At 69.9% G+C, this 16,357-nt stretch carries 15 protein-coding genes and 1 pseudogene; 5 read left to right on the top strand and 11 right to left on the bottom strand.

The features are described 5' to 3' along the window. Window positions 1-63: 63 nt before the first annotated feature. The 3 genes from manA to Q9K23_RS21370 all read right to left on the bottom strand — a co-directional run bounded on the left by manA (window position 64) and on the right by Q9K23_RS21370 (window position 3,088). Window positions 64-1,311 (bottom strand): mannose-6-phosphate isomerase, class I, encoded by a 1,248-nt coding sequence (manA, locus tag Q9K23_RS21380; RefSeq protein ID WP_053778661.1) that lies wholly within the window; start codon window positions 1,309-1,311, stop codon window positions 64-66. Continuing rightward, window positions 1,311-2,441, bottom strand: coding sequence for a hypothetical protein (locus tag Q9K23_RS21375; RefSeq protein ID WP_305950270.1), 1,131 nt, complete (start codon window positions 2,439-2,441; stop codon window positions 1,311-1,313). The genes manA and Q9K23_RS21375 overlap by 1 nt, the downstream gene beginning before the upstream one ends. Before the next feature lie 125 nt (window positions 2,442-2,566). After that, window positions 2,567-3,088 carry a DUF3499 domain-containing protein gene (locus Q9K23_RS21370; protein ID WP_082366114.1) on the bottom strand — a complete coding sequence of 174 codons (522 nt, stop codon included), beginning with the start codon at window positions 3,086-3,088 and terminating at the stop codon, window positions 2,567-2,569. Window positions 3,089-3,189: 101 nt separating this feature from the next. Between Q9K23_RS21370 and Q9K23_RS21365 the strand changes: the two genes are divergently transcribed. Further along, window positions 3,190-3,720: a metallopeptidase family protein gene (locus Q9K23_RS21365; RefSeq protein ID WP_082366115.1), complete on the top strand. Its 531-nt coding sequence runs from the start codon at window positions 3,190-3,192 to the stop codon at window positions 3,718-3,720. 227 nt (window positions 3,721-3,947) lie between these two features. Here the strand turns inward: Q9K23_RS21365 and Q9K23_RS21360 are convergent, their stop codons facing one another. Continuing rightward, a complete protein-coding gene (locus tag Q9K23_RS21360; RefSeq protein WP_169798189.1) occupies window positions 3,948-4,211 on the bottom strand; it encodes a WhiB family transcriptional regulator in 264 nt (87 codons plus the stop codon). Between the two features lie 634 nt (window positions 4,212-4,845). Here Q9K23_RS21360 and cofD point away from each other — a divergent pair. Genes cofD through Q9K23_RS21345 form a run of 3 tightly spaced genes read left to right on the top strand, consistent with a single transcriptional unit; the run spans window position 4,846 to window position 7,783 of the window. Further along, on the top strand, window positions 4,846-5,874 hold the full coding sequence (gene cofD, locus Q9K23_RS21355; protein WP_053778677.1) for a 2-phospho-L-lactate transferase: 1,029 nt from the start codon (window positions 4,846-4,848) through the stop codon (window positions 5,872-5,874). Next, window positions 5,871-7,223: a coenzyme F420-0:L-glutamate ligase gene (locus Q9K23_RS21350; protein ID WP_053778664.1), complete on the top strand. Its 1,353-nt coding sequence runs from the start codon at window positions 5,871-5,873 to the stop codon at window positions 7,221-7,223. The genes cofD and Q9K23_RS21350 overlap by 4 nt, the downstream gene beginning before the upstream one ends. Then, on the top strand, window positions 7,220-7,783 hold the full coding sequence (locus tag Q9K23_RS21345; protein WP_053778665.1) for an NUDIX domain-containing protein: 564 nt from the start codon (window positions 7,220-7,222) through the stop codon (window positions 7,781-7,783). Before Q9K23_RS21350 ends, Q9K23_RS21345 begins: the two co-directional genes overlap by 4 nt. Window positions 7,784-7,995: 212 nt before the next feature. Here the strand turns inward: Q9K23_RS21345 and glgC are convergent, their stop codons facing one another. Continuing rightward, the gene (glgC, locus tag Q9K23_RS21340; protein WP_082366120.1) at window positions 7,996-9,210 is read right to left on the bottom strand and encodes a glucose-1-phosphate adenylyltransferase; all 1,215 of its coding nucleotides are present in this window, start codon (window positions 9,208-9,210) and stop codon (window positions 7,996-7,998) included. Between the two features lie 130 nt (window positions 9,211-9,340). Here glgC and glgA point away from each other — a divergent pair, with 130 nt between their 5' ends. Beyond that, entirely contained in the window at window positions 9,341-10,507 is a 1,167-nt protein-coding gene (gene glgA / locus Q9K23_RS21335) for a glycogen synthase (RefSeq protein WP_222838397.1), read from the top strand. Between the two features lie 13 nt (window positions 10,508-10,520). On the opposite strand, the gene Q9K23_RS21330 is transcribed toward glgA, so the two are convergent. The 6 genes and pseudogenes from Q9K23_RS21330 to Q9K23_RS21305 all read right to left on the bottom strand — a co-directional run bounded on the left by Q9K23_RS21330 (window position 10,521) and on the right by Q9K23_RS21305 (window position 16,272). After that, window positions 10,521-11,378: a putative RNA methyltransferase gene (locus Q9K23_RS21330; RefSeq protein WP_348533966.1), complete on the bottom strand. Its 858-nt coding sequence runs from the start codon at window positions 11,376-11,378 to the stop codon at window positions 10,521-10,523. Window positions 11,379-11,422: 44 nt separating this feature from the next. Then, window positions 11,423-11,590: a DUF3117 domain-containing protein gene (locus Q9K23_RS21325; protein WP_006367626.1), complete on the bottom strand. Its 168-nt coding sequence runs from the start codon at window positions 11,588-11,590 to the stop codon at window positions 11,423-11,425. A gap of 507 nt (window positions 11,591-12,097) precedes the next feature. After that, window positions 12,098-12,388 (bottom strand): annotated as a pseudogene (locus Q9K23_RS21320) (DivIVA domain-containing protein); the annotation flags it as partial. A 57-nt stretch (window positions 12,389-12,445) separates the two neighbouring features. Further along, on the bottom strand, window positions 12,446-13,519 hold the full coding sequence (locus tag Q9K23_RS21315) for a glucosyl-3-phosphoglycerate synthase (RefSeq protein WP_053778667.1): 1,074 nt from the start codon (window positions 13,517-13,519) through the stop codon (window positions 12,446-12,448). Beyond that, window positions 13,516-14,406, bottom strand: coding sequence for a dihydropteroate synthase (gene folP / locus Q9K23_RS21310; protein ID WP_059036965.1), 891 nt, complete (start codon window positions 14,404-14,406; stop codon window positions 13,516-13,518). The genes Q9K23_RS21315 and folP overlap by 4 nt, the downstream gene beginning before the upstream one ends. An 87-nt stretch (window positions 14,407-14,493) precedes the next feature. Continuing rightward, window positions 14,494-16,272: a long-chain-acyl-CoA synthetase gene (locus Q9K23_RS21305; RefSeq protein WP_053778668.1), complete on the bottom strand. Its 1,779-nt coding sequence runs from the start codon at window positions 16,270-16,272 to the stop codon at window positions 14,494-14,496. Window positions 16,273-16,357: the final 85 nt, after the last annotated feature.

Below are 16,357 nucleotides of genomic sequence, written 5' to 3'. Positions count from 1 at the left end.
CGTGCCGGGTCGGCCACGCGGCCACCGGTCCACCGCCGCGGTCCGAGCCCGCGGTCTGCGGCGTCAGTCGGTGATCGGTACCAGCGCGCGGAAGAAGACCGCGCGTGCGGAGTCCGCCCGCACCACGACGTCCGGGTCGGCGTCGGTCAGCCACGCCGCCTGACCGCAGGGCACCCGGATCGGTGCACCGCCGACGGGGCGGATCTCGATGGTGCCGGACAGCACCGCCAGGATCTGCGGCCCGGGCATGTCGAAGGAGATCGACGACGGGCCGGTCATCCCGGTGCCGTCGAGTTCGACACGGGAGAGCCGGAACTCGGGGGCCGGTGTCAGGTAGACGCGTTCGGCACCGACCGTACGGATCCGCGGGACCAGATCGGCGACCGCGACCGGGGTGAAGTCCAGGACCCGCAACAGTTCCGGGACGTCGATGTGTTTCGGGGTCAGGCCACCGCGCAGGACGTTGTCGGAGTTGGCCATGACCTCCACGCCGGTCCCGTTCAGGTAGGCGTGCAGATTGCCTGCCGACAGGTACAGCCCCTCACCCGGGCTCAGCCGGACCCGGTTGAGCAGCAGGGACGCCAGCACCCCCGGGTCGTTCGGATACATCTCACCGAGTTCGAGCAGGGTCCGCATCTCCGCGTCGAAGCCACCGGCCCCCTTCTCCAACGACGACACCGCCGCAGCGAGGACCGGCGGCATCAACCGCGCGATCGTGCCCTCGGGCAGGGTCAGCCAGGTGGTGAACAACGCCCGCAGGCCATTCGCATCGGGTTGACCGGCCAGCATCCCCAGATAGGGATCGAGTTCTGCCACTTGCAGTTCCCGCAGCAACGCGATGGTGTCGGCGGGCTCCCGGAACCCGGCGAGGGCGTCGAACTCCGACAACGCGACGATCAACTCGGGTTTGTGCCACGGATCGCGGTAGTTGCGGTGCAGCGCATCGAGGCTCAGGCCGGCGGCGTTCTCCCGCTCGAATCCCTCACGGGCCTGTTCCGACGACGGATGGGCCTGCAACGACAACGGCTCCTCGGCGGCGAGCACCTTGAGCAGGAACGGCAGCCGACCGTCGAACCGGGACGCGGTGGCCGTCCCCAACGCCCGTGCCGGGTCGGCGTCGATCGCCGCCAGCAGATCGGTCGCCGGAGACCCGGACCCGCCGTCGGCGATCCGGGCGGGACCCGCGGCATGGGCACCGAACCACAGTTCGGCCTCCGGATGTGGTGACGGGACGGGTTTCCCCCGCAACGAGGCGATCGCCGTGCGCGACCCCCAGGCATAGGGACGCACGACTCCGTCGAGCACTCTCATTACTGTCCGGCTCCGATCAGACGCAGGTAGACCGCCGCCATCTCGATACGCACCATCAGCACGAGCATCGAGGTGAGGTCGGCGGGAACATCGGTGAGATCCTCGATCCCACCCCATCCCGGCCCGCCACCATCGGGCACAGGGGATGTGGACGACAGGTCGACGTCGGCGACGACCGTCTCGGCCGTCGAGATCGCCGCGATCCGCCTGCGGGTCTGCCATTCCCGGGCCGGAGTGCTCACCATCAGCACCCGCGGCGGCACCTCGCCGATCGGGCCGTCGAGCTCGGGATCGTGGAAGATCGAGTCCACTGCCGTCGTGGCACCCGACCATCGCCGATGCCATCCGCGGAGCAGGTCGGGCAGGTCGAGGGCGGCGCCGGGCGTGCCGGTGAGCGAGAAGACGACGGCCGCGGCCCGGGCCGCGAGCGCCGACGCGGCCGGGGTGTCGCCCGACCAGAGGACCGCGTTCTCGTCGAGCCGTGCGGCCAGCGACTTGGCCTGGTTGTGGAAGCTGTCGTGGGAGGGATGCCCGGCCATGGCCTCGGTGTCCAGGGCGCCGGCGAGATCACCCAGGTCGGGCGGGTTGCCGGTGAACCGGACCGCGCGCAGTGCGGTGAGCGTCGCCAGCAGGGCCGCGACGAACCCCGCGAACCGGAACCGCGGGTCGACGTCGATCCGCGGCGACAGATCGATCCCGTTGCCACCGAGCGCATCCCGCAGCGGACCCTCGATCGGTGCGGCCACCACGACCTCGGCACGCCGACGCAGGGCGCGGGCCGCGGCATCGGCCAGGACCATGTCGCCGCCGTCGACACCGGCGACGACCACCACGTCGAGCGGACCGATCCAGCCGGGGAGCCCGGGGGTACAGACGATCGGGACGTCGATCCCGGTGGCGACCGAAGCAGAGACCACCGCCACCGCGGCCGCGGCCGGGCCCGCCGAAGGGCACACGATGACCACGCTGCGGGGCCGGAGGTCGGCCAGGGGTTCGGTGACGCCCTCACGGACCGCCTCGGCCACCGAGCGCACCTGCGCCCCGGCCATCGCCACGGCGTGGAGCAGTCCGTCGGAATCGGCGGCGATCAGCTCCTCGACGTCGTCGAGATCGGGTGCTCCGGTTCGCATGACACCTACAGTAGTCAGCGGCCCCGACGTCCGCCCGGAGACCACGGAGGCAATTCCCGTGGCGCCGGATCCGGTGGCGGCCGAACTCGTGGAGCCCGCCTCACCGAGTTGCTCGGCCAGAGCGGTCAGTCCACCGGGTCGGGCAGCACGCGCAGATGTCCGCGGCGCCCTGGTCGTGGTTTGGTGGCACCGCGGCGACCGGTCAGTCCCTCACCCGGCGTCGGGGTCACCTCGGGCCGTACCGGCGCGCGATGGCGTCCGGGGGTCATGTCGTCGAAGCCGTCGAAGGCATCCGCGCGGGACCGTTCGGCACCCCGGCGATCCGCGCCGATCCAGTCGGCTCCCATGCGGTCGGCGCCCAGTCGGCTGCGCCCACCGGCACCGACCTCGCGCACGGCCTCGGCCAGTGCGGTCAGTTCGTAGTCCTCGGCCGGAGGTGCGGAGAATCCCCGCTCACTCCGCAGCATCTCCCAGCCGCGCGGCACCGTGATGCGACGGGCATGGTCGTCGCACAGGTCCCAGGAATGCGGTTCGGCCGAACTCGCGAGCGGCCCGATCACGGCGGTCGACTCCGCATACACGAAGGTCAGCGTGGCCACCGCGGAACGCGCACAGCCTGGCCTACAGCACTGACGGGGAAGCTTCACGCCATCGAGGTTATCCCCCCGGGTGCCGATCCCCCGAGTCGACACGCGCGCCGGGCTCCCCGGAGCGAGACATCGGGCCGTCGGGCTCCTACACTCACGCCATGCGCATCGATGGGCTCCGACGATCCCGGAGCGGCGGTTCGGGACGTCCGACGGGTGGCACCGGCACACCCGGCCGTCAGGGTGGGCGCCGGCGTGACCGCCGGGGACGCGGTCTGCGCGCCCCGCTGCTGCCGCCGCAGGTGCCGGCCTGGCGCAGCCGCTCCGACGAGTTCGACGCGGTGGTCCTCGACGCATTCGGCGAGATCGACGTCCGGTGGCATGACGAGCTCGCCGGGCTCGACATCGCGGTGGACGAGATCCCACGGATGCTGCCGCGTGATCCCGACACGATCCAGTGGCCCGACGAGGTGACCGCCGACGGTGCCGTTCCGCTGGCCCGGCTGATCCCGGCGGGCGTGGACGTCCACGGACAGCCGACCCGCGCACGGGTGGTGCTGTTCCGGCGGCCGCTGGAGAGCCGGGCCCGCCGCGACATCGAGCTGGTGGAACTCATCCACGAGGTGCTGGTGCAACAGGTCGCCACCTATCTCGGCGTGGACGAGGACACCATCGACCGCGGACTCGACTGACCCGTCCCCGCCCATCCCGGACCGCCGACGGTGACAGCGCAGCACCCGGTGACATCGCACGCAACCGGTGACAGCGAATGCACGAAGCCGCGGGAACGCAAGAAGCCGCGGGTCGGTGTGTACCGATCCCCGCGGCGTCGGCGAGAAGAATTCCTCTGATCGAAACGTTCAGGCGCGGTGCCGGCCGACGTTCGACAAAGCCGATTGGCTCGAAAAACCGTTGTGGATCAAATGATCCCGCGCTTGAGGCGACGGCGTTCCCGCTCGGAGAGCCCGCCCCAGATACCGAACCGCTCGTCATTGGCCAGCGCGTACTCGAGGCACTCGGCCTTGACCTCGCACCCGGAACAGATCCGCTTGGCCTCGCGGGTCGAGCCACCCTTCTCCGGGAAGAATGCCTCGGGATCGGTCTGCGCACAGAGCGCACGGTCCTGCCACTGCTCCTCGACGGTGTCGAAGAGCTCCTCGAACTCGTTGGAGACCAACGACAGATGCCGCCGTCGGTCCTCGTCCGCATCCGCCTGCGTCGCCTCCGGCGCCGGGATCAGGGCCGACTCGTCCACCGGACCCATGGTCCGATAGAAATCGTCGGACGTGAAGTCGGAATGACCTTGTGATTCAAGGGGATTGCCGATCGGGTCGCTGAATGCCATCGTCGGCGCCTCCTGCCTGGGAAGTCGTTCTTGGTCTACCGTCTCGCGCCACGGCACCACCGCCGCGTCACCCCACTCATCCGCACTCGTTCGATCTTCAACCCAGTGTCCCCGCAGGACGGACTCCATACCCCCGAAATCCGGAGCGACGCCGTTCGAACATGCTGTCGAAGCACCTTCGGGTACAACGATTCTCGATCTCGAACGGAAATGACACTGATGTGATTACACACGGTCACGCCCGCCGGGGTCAAGCCGAGAGACGAATTCCCCTAATACCATCGACCGACACAAACGTGCGCTGCGACACGTCACGTCGGCATTTCGTCGGCAATCTCACACTGCGACATCGTCCGCCACACTCGGTGGCGGATGGTCGGGGAAGGGTATGCATCGCATCGGCGATGCACGTGGACCGGTATACCCGACCACAGGCCACCCCGCCACCTCCGGGCCACTACAGTTGGCGGACGTGAAGGTGACCGTTCTCGTCGGCGGCGTCGGTGGCGCCCGTTTCCTGTTGGGTGTGCGCGAATTGCTGGGCCCGACACCGTTTCCGCCGCCGGCCGACCCCGGCCCGGCCGATGTCGCCGCCGACCACGAGATCACGGCGATCGTCAATGTCGGCGACGACGCCTGGATGCACGGCGTGCGGATCTGCCCGGATCTCGACACCTGTATGTACACCCTGGGTGGCGGGATCGATCCCGAGCGCGGGTGGGGACGACGCAACGAGACGTGGAACGCCAAGGAAGAACTGGCGAACTACGGCGCCGACCCGGACTGGTTCGGCCTCGGCGACCGCGACCTCGCCACCCATCTGATCCGCACCCAGATGCTCGACGCCGGGTACCGGCTCTCCGATGTCACCGCCGCCCTGTGCCGGCGGTGGCAACCGGGCGTGCGACTGATCCCCGCCACCGACGATCGGCACGAGACCCACGTGGTGGTCGCCAAACCCGACGGCGACGAGGGCGACCGCGTCGCCATCCACTTCCAGGAGTGGTGGGTCCGCCACCGAGCGAAGATACCCACTTTCGGTTTCGCGCAGGTCGGTTCGGACGAGACCGCCGCCGCCCCCGGAGTCCTCGAGGCCATCGCCGAGGCCGACGTCGTACTGCTGGCGCCGAGCAATCCGGTGGTCAGCATCGGGGCGATCATCAACGTCCCCGGGGTGCGCAGTGCGCTACGGACCACCACCGCACGCGTCGTCGGCGTCTCGCCGGTGATCGACAACCGGCCGCTGCGCGGCATGGCCGACGAGTGCCTGTCGGTGATCGGGGTCGAGACCACCGCCGAGGCGATCGCCGCCCACTACGGGGCGCGCAGTGCCAACGGAATCCTCGACGGGTGGCTGATCGCCGAGGGTGATCACGCCGCCGTGGACGGTATCGCGATCGGCGCCGCACCCCTGCTGATGTCCGATCCGGTCACCACGGCACAGATGGTGCGTGACGCCTGCGCCCTCGTCGGCGTCGACACCCCCGCGGCGAGCGCATGAGCACCGCGGGGATCGGCGATCACCGCGCGCCCGGCAACATCGAGATCCGCCCGGTCACCGGGCTTCCCGAGTTCGACACGTCCAGCGATCTCGCCGCCGAGATCCTGCGCGCCGCACCGTGGTTGACCTCCGGTGACGTCGTGGTGGTGACCAGCAAGGTGTTCTCCAAGACCGAGGGCCGGATGGTGGTCTCCCCCACCGATCCAGATGAGCGGGATGCGTTGCGGCGCAAGCTGGTCGAGCAGGAATCGGTCCGGGTGGTGGCCCGCAGGAACCGCACCCTGATCACCGAGAACCGGCTGGGCATCGTGCAGGCGGCCTCCGGGATCGACGGCTCCAACGTGCCCGGCGACAGCCTGGCCCTGCTGCCGGAGGACCCGGACGCCAGCGCGCGGGGCCTGCGCGCCGCACTCGCCGCGGCGGGGCGCGAGGTGGCCGTGATCGTCACCGACACGATGGGCCGGGCCTGGCGCACCGGACAGACCGATGTGGCGATCGGGGCCGCCGGTATCGCCGTCAGCCACCCGTACGAGGGCGGTGTGGACGCGCACGGGAACCCGTTGATCGTCACCGACATCGCCGTCGCCGACGAGATCGCCGCCGCCGCCGATCTGGTGAAGGGCAAGCTCGCCGGTGTGCCGGTGGCGGTGGTGCGCGGCCTGACCGTGACCGACGACGACTCGTCGGCCACCGACCTCATCCGGCCGATCGCCGACGACCTGTTCCGGCTCGGTACCGAGGAGGCCATCGCGCAGGGCCGTCTCGAGGCCCTGCTGACGCGTCGGTCCATCCGGTCCTTCGCCGACACCCCGGTCGACGCCGACGACATCGTGGCCGCCTGTGCGGATGCGCTGACCGCCCCGGCGCCGCACCACACCCACCCGGTGCGCTTCGTGTGGGTCCGGGACGGCCGGCGCCGGCACGCCCTGCTCGATGCGATGGCCGCGCGGTGGCGCGCCGACCTGATCGCCGACGGCAAGTCCGCCGAGTCGGTGGACAAGCGTGTGGCACGCGGACAGATCCTCTACGACGCCCCGGAACTGGTGATCCCGTTCCTGGTCACCGAGGGCGCCCACACCTATCCCGACGCGCGGCGCAACGCGTGCGAGCACACCATGTTCACCGTCGCCGCCGGCGGAGCGGTCAACGCGCTGCTGGTGGCGCTGTCGGTGCGGGGGCTCGGTAGCTGCTGGATCGGTTCGACGATCTTCGCCGCCGACATCGTCGGCGATGTCCTCGATCTGGAGGACAACTGGGAGCCGTTGGGCGCCATCGCGATCGGGCATCCCGCCGAGCTACCGCCACTGCGCGCACCGGCGCCGGTCGACGAGTGGCTGGTGCAGCGATGAGCACCGTGTCGTTGCACGCCTCGGCGGTCGAGTTGCTCACCGGGTGGGCGGCCCCCAACGCCGAGCAGGATTCGTTGCGGCACGCCTATCTCGCGTTCCTGGCCGCCGCCCCCGATGCATGCCTGCGGGCCTCCGAACCCGGGCATCTGACCGCCTCGGCCATCGTGTTCGACGCCGACCGCACCCACGTGTTGCTCACCCTGCACCCGCGGGTGGGCCGATGGGTCCAGCTCGGCGGACACTGCGAACCCGACGACACCGACATCGCCGTCGCCGCACGCCGTGAGGCACGGGAGGAATCGGGGATCGCCGATCTCGAGCTGACCGGTGCCATCGCCCGGTTGCACACGCACCCGATCACCTGCTCGCTGGGCGTGCCGACCCGGCACCTCGACGTGCAGTTCGCCGTCGTCGCACCGCCGACCGCCGACGGGTCCCTGCCGGCCATCGAGCGCAGTTCGGAATCGGTGGACCTGCGGTGGTGGCCGGTCGACGGGCTCCCCGACGACGCCGACCTCGACACGCTCCCGGCACTGATCGAACTCGGGTTGGCGACCTAGGGCCTCGGGACACGCCACCGATCGGGTTCGGGTCGGTCACCGATATCGGCAGCTCGTCGCACCGGATCTCGACGGCGCCCCCGTCGATGCCCGGTCGGCGTGGTGCGGGCGCCGGTCGACTCCGGACGGGGCCGGCCCGACCGCGAACGAACGACGGTGCCCGGCCGTCGACACCTCCGCCGGCCGGGCGCACGCACGCGTTCACTGGCCGGTCAGATCTGCACTCCCTTGCCGATGGTGACGACCCCGCCGGCGCTGACCGCGAAGCGCTGGCGGTCGGACTCGAGATCCACACCGAGCTGTTCGCCGTCGCCGACGACGACGTTCTTGTCGAGGATCGCGTGCCGGACCACCGCGCCCTTGCCGATCCGGACGCCGGGCATCAGTACGCTGCCCTCCACGACGGCACCGTCCTCGACGTAGACGTTCGCCGACAGCACCGAGGTGCTCACCGAGGCCGCGGACACGATGCAGCCGGCGCCGACCACCGAGTCCTGGGCGTGGCCGCCCTGCACGAACTTGGCGGGCGGCAGGTGCAGCGTCTCGCTGCGGATCGGCCAGCGACGGTTGTAGAGGTTGAACACAGGGTGCACCGACACCAGATCCATGTGGGCGTCGTAGAACGCGTCGAGGGTTCCGACGTCACGCCAGTAGCCCTTGTCGCGCTCGGTGGCCCCGGGCACCTCGTTGTCCTGGAAGTCGTAGACGTAGGCACTGCCCTGCGCCACGAACGCCGGGATGATGTCGCCGCCCATGTCGTGGTCGGAATCGGCGTCGGCGGCGTCGGCGCGGATCGCCTCCACGAGTGCCTCGGTGGTGAACACGTAGTTGCCCATCGACGCGAACGTGACGTCCGGGTCGTCGGGGGTGCCGGGCGGGTCGGAGGGCTTCTCCAGGAACCGGGTGATGCGGTCGTCCTCGCCGGCGTCGATGCAGCCGAAGGCGCTCGCCTCCGCACGCGGCACGCGGATACCGGCGACGGTCACGTCGGCACCCGAGGCGATGTGCGCCTCGACCATCTGCGACGGATCCATGCGGTAGACGTGATCGGCACCGAACACCACGATGTACTCGGGCTCTTCGTCGTAGATCAGGTTCAGCGACTGGAAGATCGCGTCGGCGCTGCCGGTGTACCACCGCGGGCCCAGACGCTGCTGCGCCGGCACCGGGGTGATGTATTCGCCGTGAAATCCCGACGTCCACCAGGTTTGCGAGATGTGTCGGTCAAGTGAATGCGACTTGTACTGTGTCAGAACACAAATGCGCTCGTAGCCGGCATTCACCAGGTTGGACAGCACGAAGTCGATCAGCCGGTAGGCACCACCGAAGGGAACTGCGGGTTTCGCACGATCCATCGTCAGCGGGTAGAGCCTCTTACCCTCCCCGCCGGCGAGAACGATTCCGAGAACGTGCGGCTGAGATCTCACGCCTTCACGGTAACCGTGAAACAGCGACCGGGCCAGACGAACCGGCAAGGCGCGCCGGATGAGTCGCGAGACCCGCCGCACACCGACTCCGTCTGGCGAACTCGCCGCGCGCACACTAGCGTCTGTAGCCATGCGGGTGGCGATGATGACTCGGGAGTACCCACCCGAGGTCTATGGCGGTGCCGGCGTCCACGTCACCGAGCTGGTTCGGCATCTCGCCGACCTGATCGACGTCGACGTCGAGTGCATGGGAGTCGAACGTCCGGACGCACAGGTCTACGGTCCCGACCCCGGTCTCGCCGGCGCCAATCCGGCCATCACGATGCTGTCCACGGATCTGCGGATGGCCGTCGGTGCGGCCGGCGCCGACCTGGTGCACTCACACACCTGGTACACCGGACTCGCCGGGCACCTGGCCAAGGAACTGCACGGCGTTCCCCATGTCCTCACCGCACACTCCCTGGAACCCCGTCGGCCGTGGAAGGCCGAACAACTCGGCGGCGGATATCGGGTGTCGAGCTGGGTCGAACGCAATGCGGTGGAGTACGCCGACGCGGTGATCGCGGTCAGTTCCGGGATGCGCGACGACGTGTGCGACATCTACCCCCGCCTCGACCCGGACCGGGTTCATGTGGTGCGCAACGGAATCGACACCTCACAGTGGTATCCGGTGGACGATCCGTTCGGCCCCGACTCCGCGCTCGTCGCGCTGGGGGTCGACCCCGACCGGCCGATCGCGGCCTTCGTCGGCCGCATCACCCGTCAGAAGGGTGTCGCCCACCTGGTCGCCGCCGCCCACCACTTCTCCCCCGACGTACAGCTGATCCTGTGCGCCGGCGCCCCCGACACCCCCGAGATCGGCGCCGAAGTCGAGGCGGCGGTCGCCGAACTGTCGGCGGCACGCCCGGGCGTCTTCTGGGTGCGCGAGATGCTCCCACTCCCCCGAATCCGCGAGATTCTCACCGCAGCAACAGTTTTCGTCTGCCCGTCGGTGTACGAGCCGTTGGGGATCGTCAACCTCGAGGCGATGGCGTGCGGGACGGCCGTGGTGGCGTCGGCAGTCGGCGGGATCCCGGAGGTCGTCCAGGACGGCGTCACCGGCACCCTGGTCCCCTACACCCCCGACGACGCGGCGACCTTCGAGCGCACGCTGGCCGCGGCCGTCGACGCCGTCGCCGGTGACCCGGCCGCCGCATCGGCGATGGGTACCGCGGGTCGGGCGCGTGCGGCAGCGGAGTTCTCCTGGGCGACGATCGCCGAACAGACCGTCGCGGTGTACCGGACAGCGCTGGGTTGACCGGCGGTCCGGCCTAGTGCGTGCTCGCGGAACCGACGCGCGACACGGTGAGCGTGACGGCGACGGTGACCTGCACCCGGCCGCCGTGGGCATCGGCCAGTCGCCGCGCGGCCGCATCGATCTCGGCGCGGTCGTGGTGGAACGCCGACGGCCCCATGCCGACGAGGTCGGCGATGGTGGCCGCGTCGACGTCGACGGACGCGACGACCTCGCGGCGATCGATCAGCTCGAAGGCCGGGGCCATGGCCGCATCGAGCCGATCGGTCTTGTCCGGGGTCACCGACAGCATGCCGAGCGGTTCGATGAGTTCGGTGAGGTGCGACGGCAACGGTGTGACCACGAGCAGGTGCCCACCGGGGGCCAGCATGCGGACGATCTCGTCGACGTTGCGTGGTGCGAACACCGACAGCACGACCGCCGCGGCCCCGGATCGGACCGGCACCGCGCGCCAGGCGTCGGCGACGACGGCCGCCGCGGCCGGCTCGCCACGGGTCACCGCACGGGCACAGAACTTCGACAGGTCGATCACCAGGCCCCGCGCCGAGGGCCGGCGCCGCAGGCAGGCACGCAGATAGACGCCGGGACCACCGCCCAGATCCAGGATCAGGGGGTGGTCTCCGGAAGCGTCGGAAAGAACCCGATCGAGTGAATCGGCCAGCGCGTCCACGGCCGCGTCGAGGACTCCGGCCTCGTGCACCCGGAGCCGGGCGGCGACCATGTCCGCGGTGTCGGCGCGAAGGCCGCCGGAGCGGCCGTCGAGCAGCGTGACATGGCCCTGCCGGGCGAGGTCGAAGGTGTGACCCCGCGGGCACCGCAGGGCACCGTGTTCGATGTCTCCGACCAGCGGCTCGGTACAGACCGGGCACCGCAGGTCGTCGATGACGCCGGCCAGCGCCGACGCCCGTGGAGTCGCCGTCAGCCGGTGACCCCGCGCAGCTCTTCGCCGAGTGCGGCGGCCTCGTCGGGGGTCAGCTCGACCACCAGGCGTCCGCCACCCTCGATCGGAATGCGCACGACGATCCCACGTCCCTCCTTGGCCGCTTCGAGGGGCCCATCGCCAGTCCGTGGCTTCATCGCCGCCATTCTCAAACTCCCTTCAGAGTTCTCAGTCGCCGAGTGTTCAGCGCGGCCCCACCGGTCGGTGGCGCCCTGTGACGCCACCTTGTCCCCGGCCTCCCGGCCGGTCACGGTGGTTGCCGCCACAGTAATGATACGTGGCGTTGCGGCCGCAGAGTCGCCGCCGACACGCGGATCCGGTCGTCTACCGCGTCACCCTCGCCCCGTCGGGGGCTCCTCGGGCCCGGTGTCACCGGCCGCATCCTCGGCGTCGTCGGCCGGGAGACCGGTACCGGCCACCGGGATGTCGGGGTCACCGGCCCGGTCGGAACCCTCGCCGAGCGGTCCTTCGCCGGCCGGGCCCTGGTCGGCAGGCTCCTCACCGGCAGGTCCTTGATCGGCACGTTCCCCCTCGGTACGTTCCCCGTCGGCGGGAATCCCGGCCGGGGACACCGGCGACGTCTCCGGTGCCTCGTGCCGCCCGGAGTGGGCCGCGACCTCGGCACCGGCGACCGGCGCCGACACCGCGATGAGCGCGTCCCGCTCCTGGAGTTGCTGTACGAGGGCCCGCAGATCGTCGATCTCGTCGGCGAGCCGGGACAACGCCCAGTCGACCTCGCTCTGCTTGTAACCGCGCAGGGTGGATGCAAACCGCAGCGCCCGGACGTCGTATCCGTAGATACTGCTGCGCGGCAGGCGGGTGAGGGTGGTCGCGTCGTCGAGCGGCGGCAGCTCCTCCCCGCGCCCGAAGACGAACCACACCAGCGCGAACACCACCGCCACGACGACCGCCATGATCAGCAGGTACAGCAAGATGGTCTGCATGGGGACCGAGTCTAGTGCGGCCCGCGCCGTGGGCGCGGGCCGCGATGTCTCAGCGTCTCAGCTGGCCATCTCCTCGTCGTCGACGTCGATGCGGTAGCTGCTGACGGTCTTCATCGGCGGACGGTCCTCGAGATAGACCTCGGTGGTGTGCGGGGTGAAGGTGCCGTCGGATTCCGCGGTGAACTGGGTGAGGCCCACACCGCTGTCGACGATGCCGCAGCGACGCATCAGGGTGCCGACGATCTGGCGGCTCATCACGCCGAGTTCGACGAGCGGACGGTTGCGGTGGGTGCGGACACCGAGATTGACCTGGCCGATCCCGTTGAGCCCGTACATGTCGTAGGTGTCGATCAACAGACCGATCTCTACGCCGTACCCGGGTGCGAAGGGCACCGACGACAGCATCTCGCGGGTGCCGGCGTACTCGCCGCCGAGCGGCTGCAGCACGGCCGTCAGGTCGGGCTTCTGGGAGGCGAGCAGCGGGCGGGCGACGAGTTCGGTGACGCGACCGCCGCCATTGGCCTCCTGGGTGCCACCGGTCAGCAGCGGACGCCGGTAGTAGCCCTTGACCAGGTGGATCTCCGGATTGATCAGCAGCGGGCCGAGCATCTTGGGCACGAACATCGGGTCCGGGTCGATCAGGTCGGAGTCGACGAAGGCGATGATGTCACCGGTGGTGACGGCGATCGACCGCCAGAGCACCTCACCCTTGCCCTTGATCGGCTCGAGCTCGGGGACGGCCTCCTCACGGCTGATCACCTCGGCACCGGCGGCGCGGGCACGCTCGGCGGTGGCGTCGGTGGAGCCGGAGTCCAGGACGATCAGTTCGTCGACGAGGGTGCCGAGCAGTGGACGGATCGTGGCGATCACGTCGGCGACGGTCTCTTCCTCGTTGAGCGCGGGCAGGACCACCGAGACGGTGCGTCCGTCCTTGGCCGCGACGAGCTCGTCGACGGTCCAGTCCGGCTGCTCCCAGGTATGCGTCGTCGACCACGTGCCGCGGGTTCCGGAGGTGTCGGCGGCGGTGGGCCACATGGCGGCCTTGTCCCGGTTGTTGGCTGCGGACGCCTTGCGTCCGGCGACGACTGCCGCCTGTCGACGGGTTTGGGTTCCACGTACCTTCTTGGTCATGCGAGTCCCCTGACTGTTCTGGCTGGAGGCCGTGTGCCCGCTATCGCGGCGACCATGTCGACCACACGCCGGGTGGCGGCAACCTCGTGGACGCGGAAGATCCGCGCCCCGTGCTCTGCGGCCAGAGCTGTCGCCGCGAGGGTGCCCTCCACCCGGTGTTCGAGATCCACCCCCAGAGTCTCCCCCACGAAATCCTTGTTGCTCAGCGCCATCAGCACTGGCCAGCCGGTCTTAACAAGATCTTTCACGTGACGTAACAAGGCCAGCCCGTGGTGAGTGTTCTTGCCGAAATCGTGCGTCGGATCGATCACGATCGAGTCACGGGCCACGCCCGCGGCCTCGGCCTTGGCGGCCGCCGCGGTCACCGCGGCGAGCACGTCGTCGACCACCGCGTCCACCGAGTCGCCGTAGGCCACCCGATGCGGGCGGGTGCGCACCCGCGCCCCACCGGTGTGCGAGCAGACGATCCCGGCGCCGCGCGCGGCGGCGACCCCGACCAGGTCGGGGTCGGCACCGGCCCAGGTGTCGTTGATCAGGTCGGCACCGGCCGCACACGCGCGGTCGGCCACGTCCGCACGCCAGGTGTCCACGCTGATCAGCAGATCCGGGTAGGTGTCGCGGATCCAGCGGATCATCGGCACCACACGGGCCACCTCGGTGGCCGCGTCGACCTCGTCGCCGGGGCCGGCCTTCACCCCGCCGATGTCGACGATGTCGGCGCCCTCGGCCACCACCTGCGCGATCCGTGCCTGGGCAGCGTCGTCGGCGAAGCTGGCACCGCGGTCGTAGAACGAGTCGGGGGTGCGGTTGACGATCGCCATCACCAGGGCCCGGTCACCGGCCACCGGGCGGCCACACAGCGTCGACGGCCGTGTGATCGATGACATGCTCCCGAACCCGTTCCGGGCCGACCCGTTCGGGGCCGACTCCCCACCTGCCGCGACGTCCATGCGACCAGACTACGGAGCGGCGGGTCAGCCCCTGGGTGCACGTCCCGCCGCGACGTCGTCGACGTAGCCGTCGTAGGCCTTGACGTAGCCGTCGGCCCGGCCGGCGAGCACGTACAGCGGGTCGCCGCCGGTCGAGGAGTAGGCCTCCTCGCGCAGTTCCACCTTCCGGTTCTTGAACGTCGAGGTGGCCTCGAGGTGGTCGACCACCCGGATGAACAGCGGGATCGCATACGAGGGCAGCACCTCGTACAGGTGCGCGGCGAGTGCGGCGCCGTCGAGGGGTTCGCCGCCCCGGACGGTGACCGCCGCCATCCCTGCCTTGCCGTCGGTACCGGGGACCGCGACACCGAAGGCCACCGACTGCGAGATCTCGCCGTAACCGTCGAGCCCGGCCTCGACCTCGGTGGTGGCCACGTTCTCGCCCTTCCACCGGAAGGTGTCGCCGAGGCGGTCGACGAAGGCGATGTGGCTGAACCCCTGATCGCGCACCAGGTCACCGGAGTTGAACCAGGCGTCGCCGTCCTTGAAGGCGTCGCGCAGCAGCTTCTTCTCGGTCTCGGCGGGGTCGGTGTAGCCGTCGATCGGCACCCTGTCGTTGACCCCGGTGAGCAGCAGCCCGGTGCCACCGCGCTTGACCCGGGTGAGCCGGCCGGCGGCGTCACGCGCCGGTTTGCCCTCCTCGTCGTACTCGACGATGGCATACGGCAGCGGACAGAACCCGGCGGTGTGGTCGGCGCTGAAGACGTTGATGAAGACCAGGTTGAGTTCGCTGGCGCCGTAGAACTCGACGATCCGGTCGATCCCGAAGCGGTCCTTGAACTCGTCCCAGATGTCCGGGCGCATGCCGTTGCCGACGACCAGGCGCACACTGTGGGCCCGGTCGGTCGGCTTGGCCGGCTGGGCCAGCAGATAGCGGCACAGTTCGCCGATGTAGCAGAACGCGGTGGCCCGGTTGAGGATGACCTCGTCCCAGAATCGTGATGCGGAGAACTGCCTGCCGATCGCGATACACGCCCCGGATGCCAGCACCGACGACAGCGACACCGACAGTGCGTTGTTGTGGTAGAGCGGCAACGGGACGTACATGGTGTCGCTGGCACGCAACCGCACGGCCAGGCCGCCGATCCCCGACAGGCTCGCCAGCCAGCGGTTGTGGCTCATCACGCTCGCCTTGGGCATGCCGGTGGTACCGGAGGTGAAGATGTAGAACGCCTCGGTGGAGGCGGGCAGCGTCGCGGTGACCTCGGGATCGGTCTCGGGGCGGCCGGCGGCGGCGGCGTCGATCCCGGCGAAGTCGTACACGGTCTCGGGGAGCGCGGCGGCGGGGATCGACTCGAAGGCCTCGCGGCATTCGGGGTCGTGCACCAGCACGCGCGCACCGAGCAGCTTCATGCTGTGTTCGATGACGTCGCCGCGCTGGTTGTAGTTGAGCATGCCGGCGATCGCACCGAGTTTGACCGTGGCCAGCATCAGGAACAGGTCGGTCGGGCAGTTCTTGGACAGGATCGCCACGACGTCGCCGGTGCGGACCCCGTCGGCGGCGAGGACCGCGGCATACCGGTTGACGATCCGGTTGGCCTCACCGTATGTGGTGGACTTGCCCTCGAACCGGACGAACGGGCGATCCGGATGTGCCGCCGCGTGTTTCTGGAAGATCGATCCGATGGTCCGTTGCGCGTCGGCCGGTCGCCGGATCAGGCCGGGCGCATGCCGCAGCATCAGCGGCGCCTGCGGCGCCATCTTCAGAACGCCCTTGATCAGGTCGGTGAATCCGACGACCGATGGGGTGTCGTGGGTGGACATCGCGTTTCTCGCTCTCCGTCGCGACGACGACAACGTGTGTCGGGTGATGATGGTCACCGCCACCTTACCCACCGGTAGCCAGATC

It is taken from the genome of Gordonia sp. NB41Y, assembly GCF_030718915.1.
GTDB lineage: Bacteria > Actinomycetota > Actinomycetes > Mycobacteriales > Mycobacteriaceae > Gordonia > Gordonia desulfuricans.
This window is presented reverse-complemented; position numbering and strand designations above follow the sequence as displayed.

Excerpts from the sequence above, each read along its gene's own strand:
- manA (WP_053778661.1), bottom strand. The coding sequence starts at position 1,311 with ATGAGAGTGCTCGACGGAGTCGTGCGTCCCTATGCCTGGGGGTCGCGC.
- Q9K23_RS21375 (WP_305950270.1), bottom strand. The coding sequence starts at position 2,441 with ATGCGAACCGGAGCACCCGATCTCGACGACGTCGAGGAGCTGATCGCC.
- Q9K23_RS21365 (WP_082366115.1), top strand. The coding sequence starts at position 3,190 with ATGCGCATCGATGGGCTCCGACGATCCCGGAGCGGCGGTTCGGGACGT.
- Q9K23_RS21350 (WP_053778664.1), top strand. The coding sequence starts at position 5,871 with ATGAGCACCGCGGGGATCGGCGATCACCGCGCGCCCGGCAACATCGAG.
- Q9K23_RS21345 (WP_053778665.1), top strand. The coding sequence starts at position 7,220 with ATGAGCACCGTGTCGTTGCACGCCTCGGCGGTCGAGTTGCTCACCGGG.
- glgA (WP_222838397.1), top strand. The coding sequence starts at position 9,341 with ATGCGGGTGGCGATGATGACTCGGGAGTACCCACCCGAGGTCTATGGC.
- Q9K23_RS21325 (WP_006367626.1), bottom strand. The coding sequence starts at position 11,590 with ATGGCGGCGATGAAGCCACGGACTGGCGATGGGCCCCTCGAAGCGGCC.
- Q9K23_RS21315 (WP_053778667.1), bottom strand. The coding sequence starts at position 13,519 with ATGACCAAGAAGGTACGTGGAACCCAAACCCGTCGACAGGCGGCAGTC.
- folP (WP_059036965.1), bottom strand. The coding sequence starts at position 14,406 with ATGTCATCGATCACACGGCCGTCGACGCTGTGTGGCCGCCCGGTGGCC.
- Q9K23_RS21305 (WP_053778668.1), bottom strand. The coding sequence starts at position 16,272 with ATGTCCACCCACGACACCCCATCGGTCGTCGGATTCACCGACCTGATC.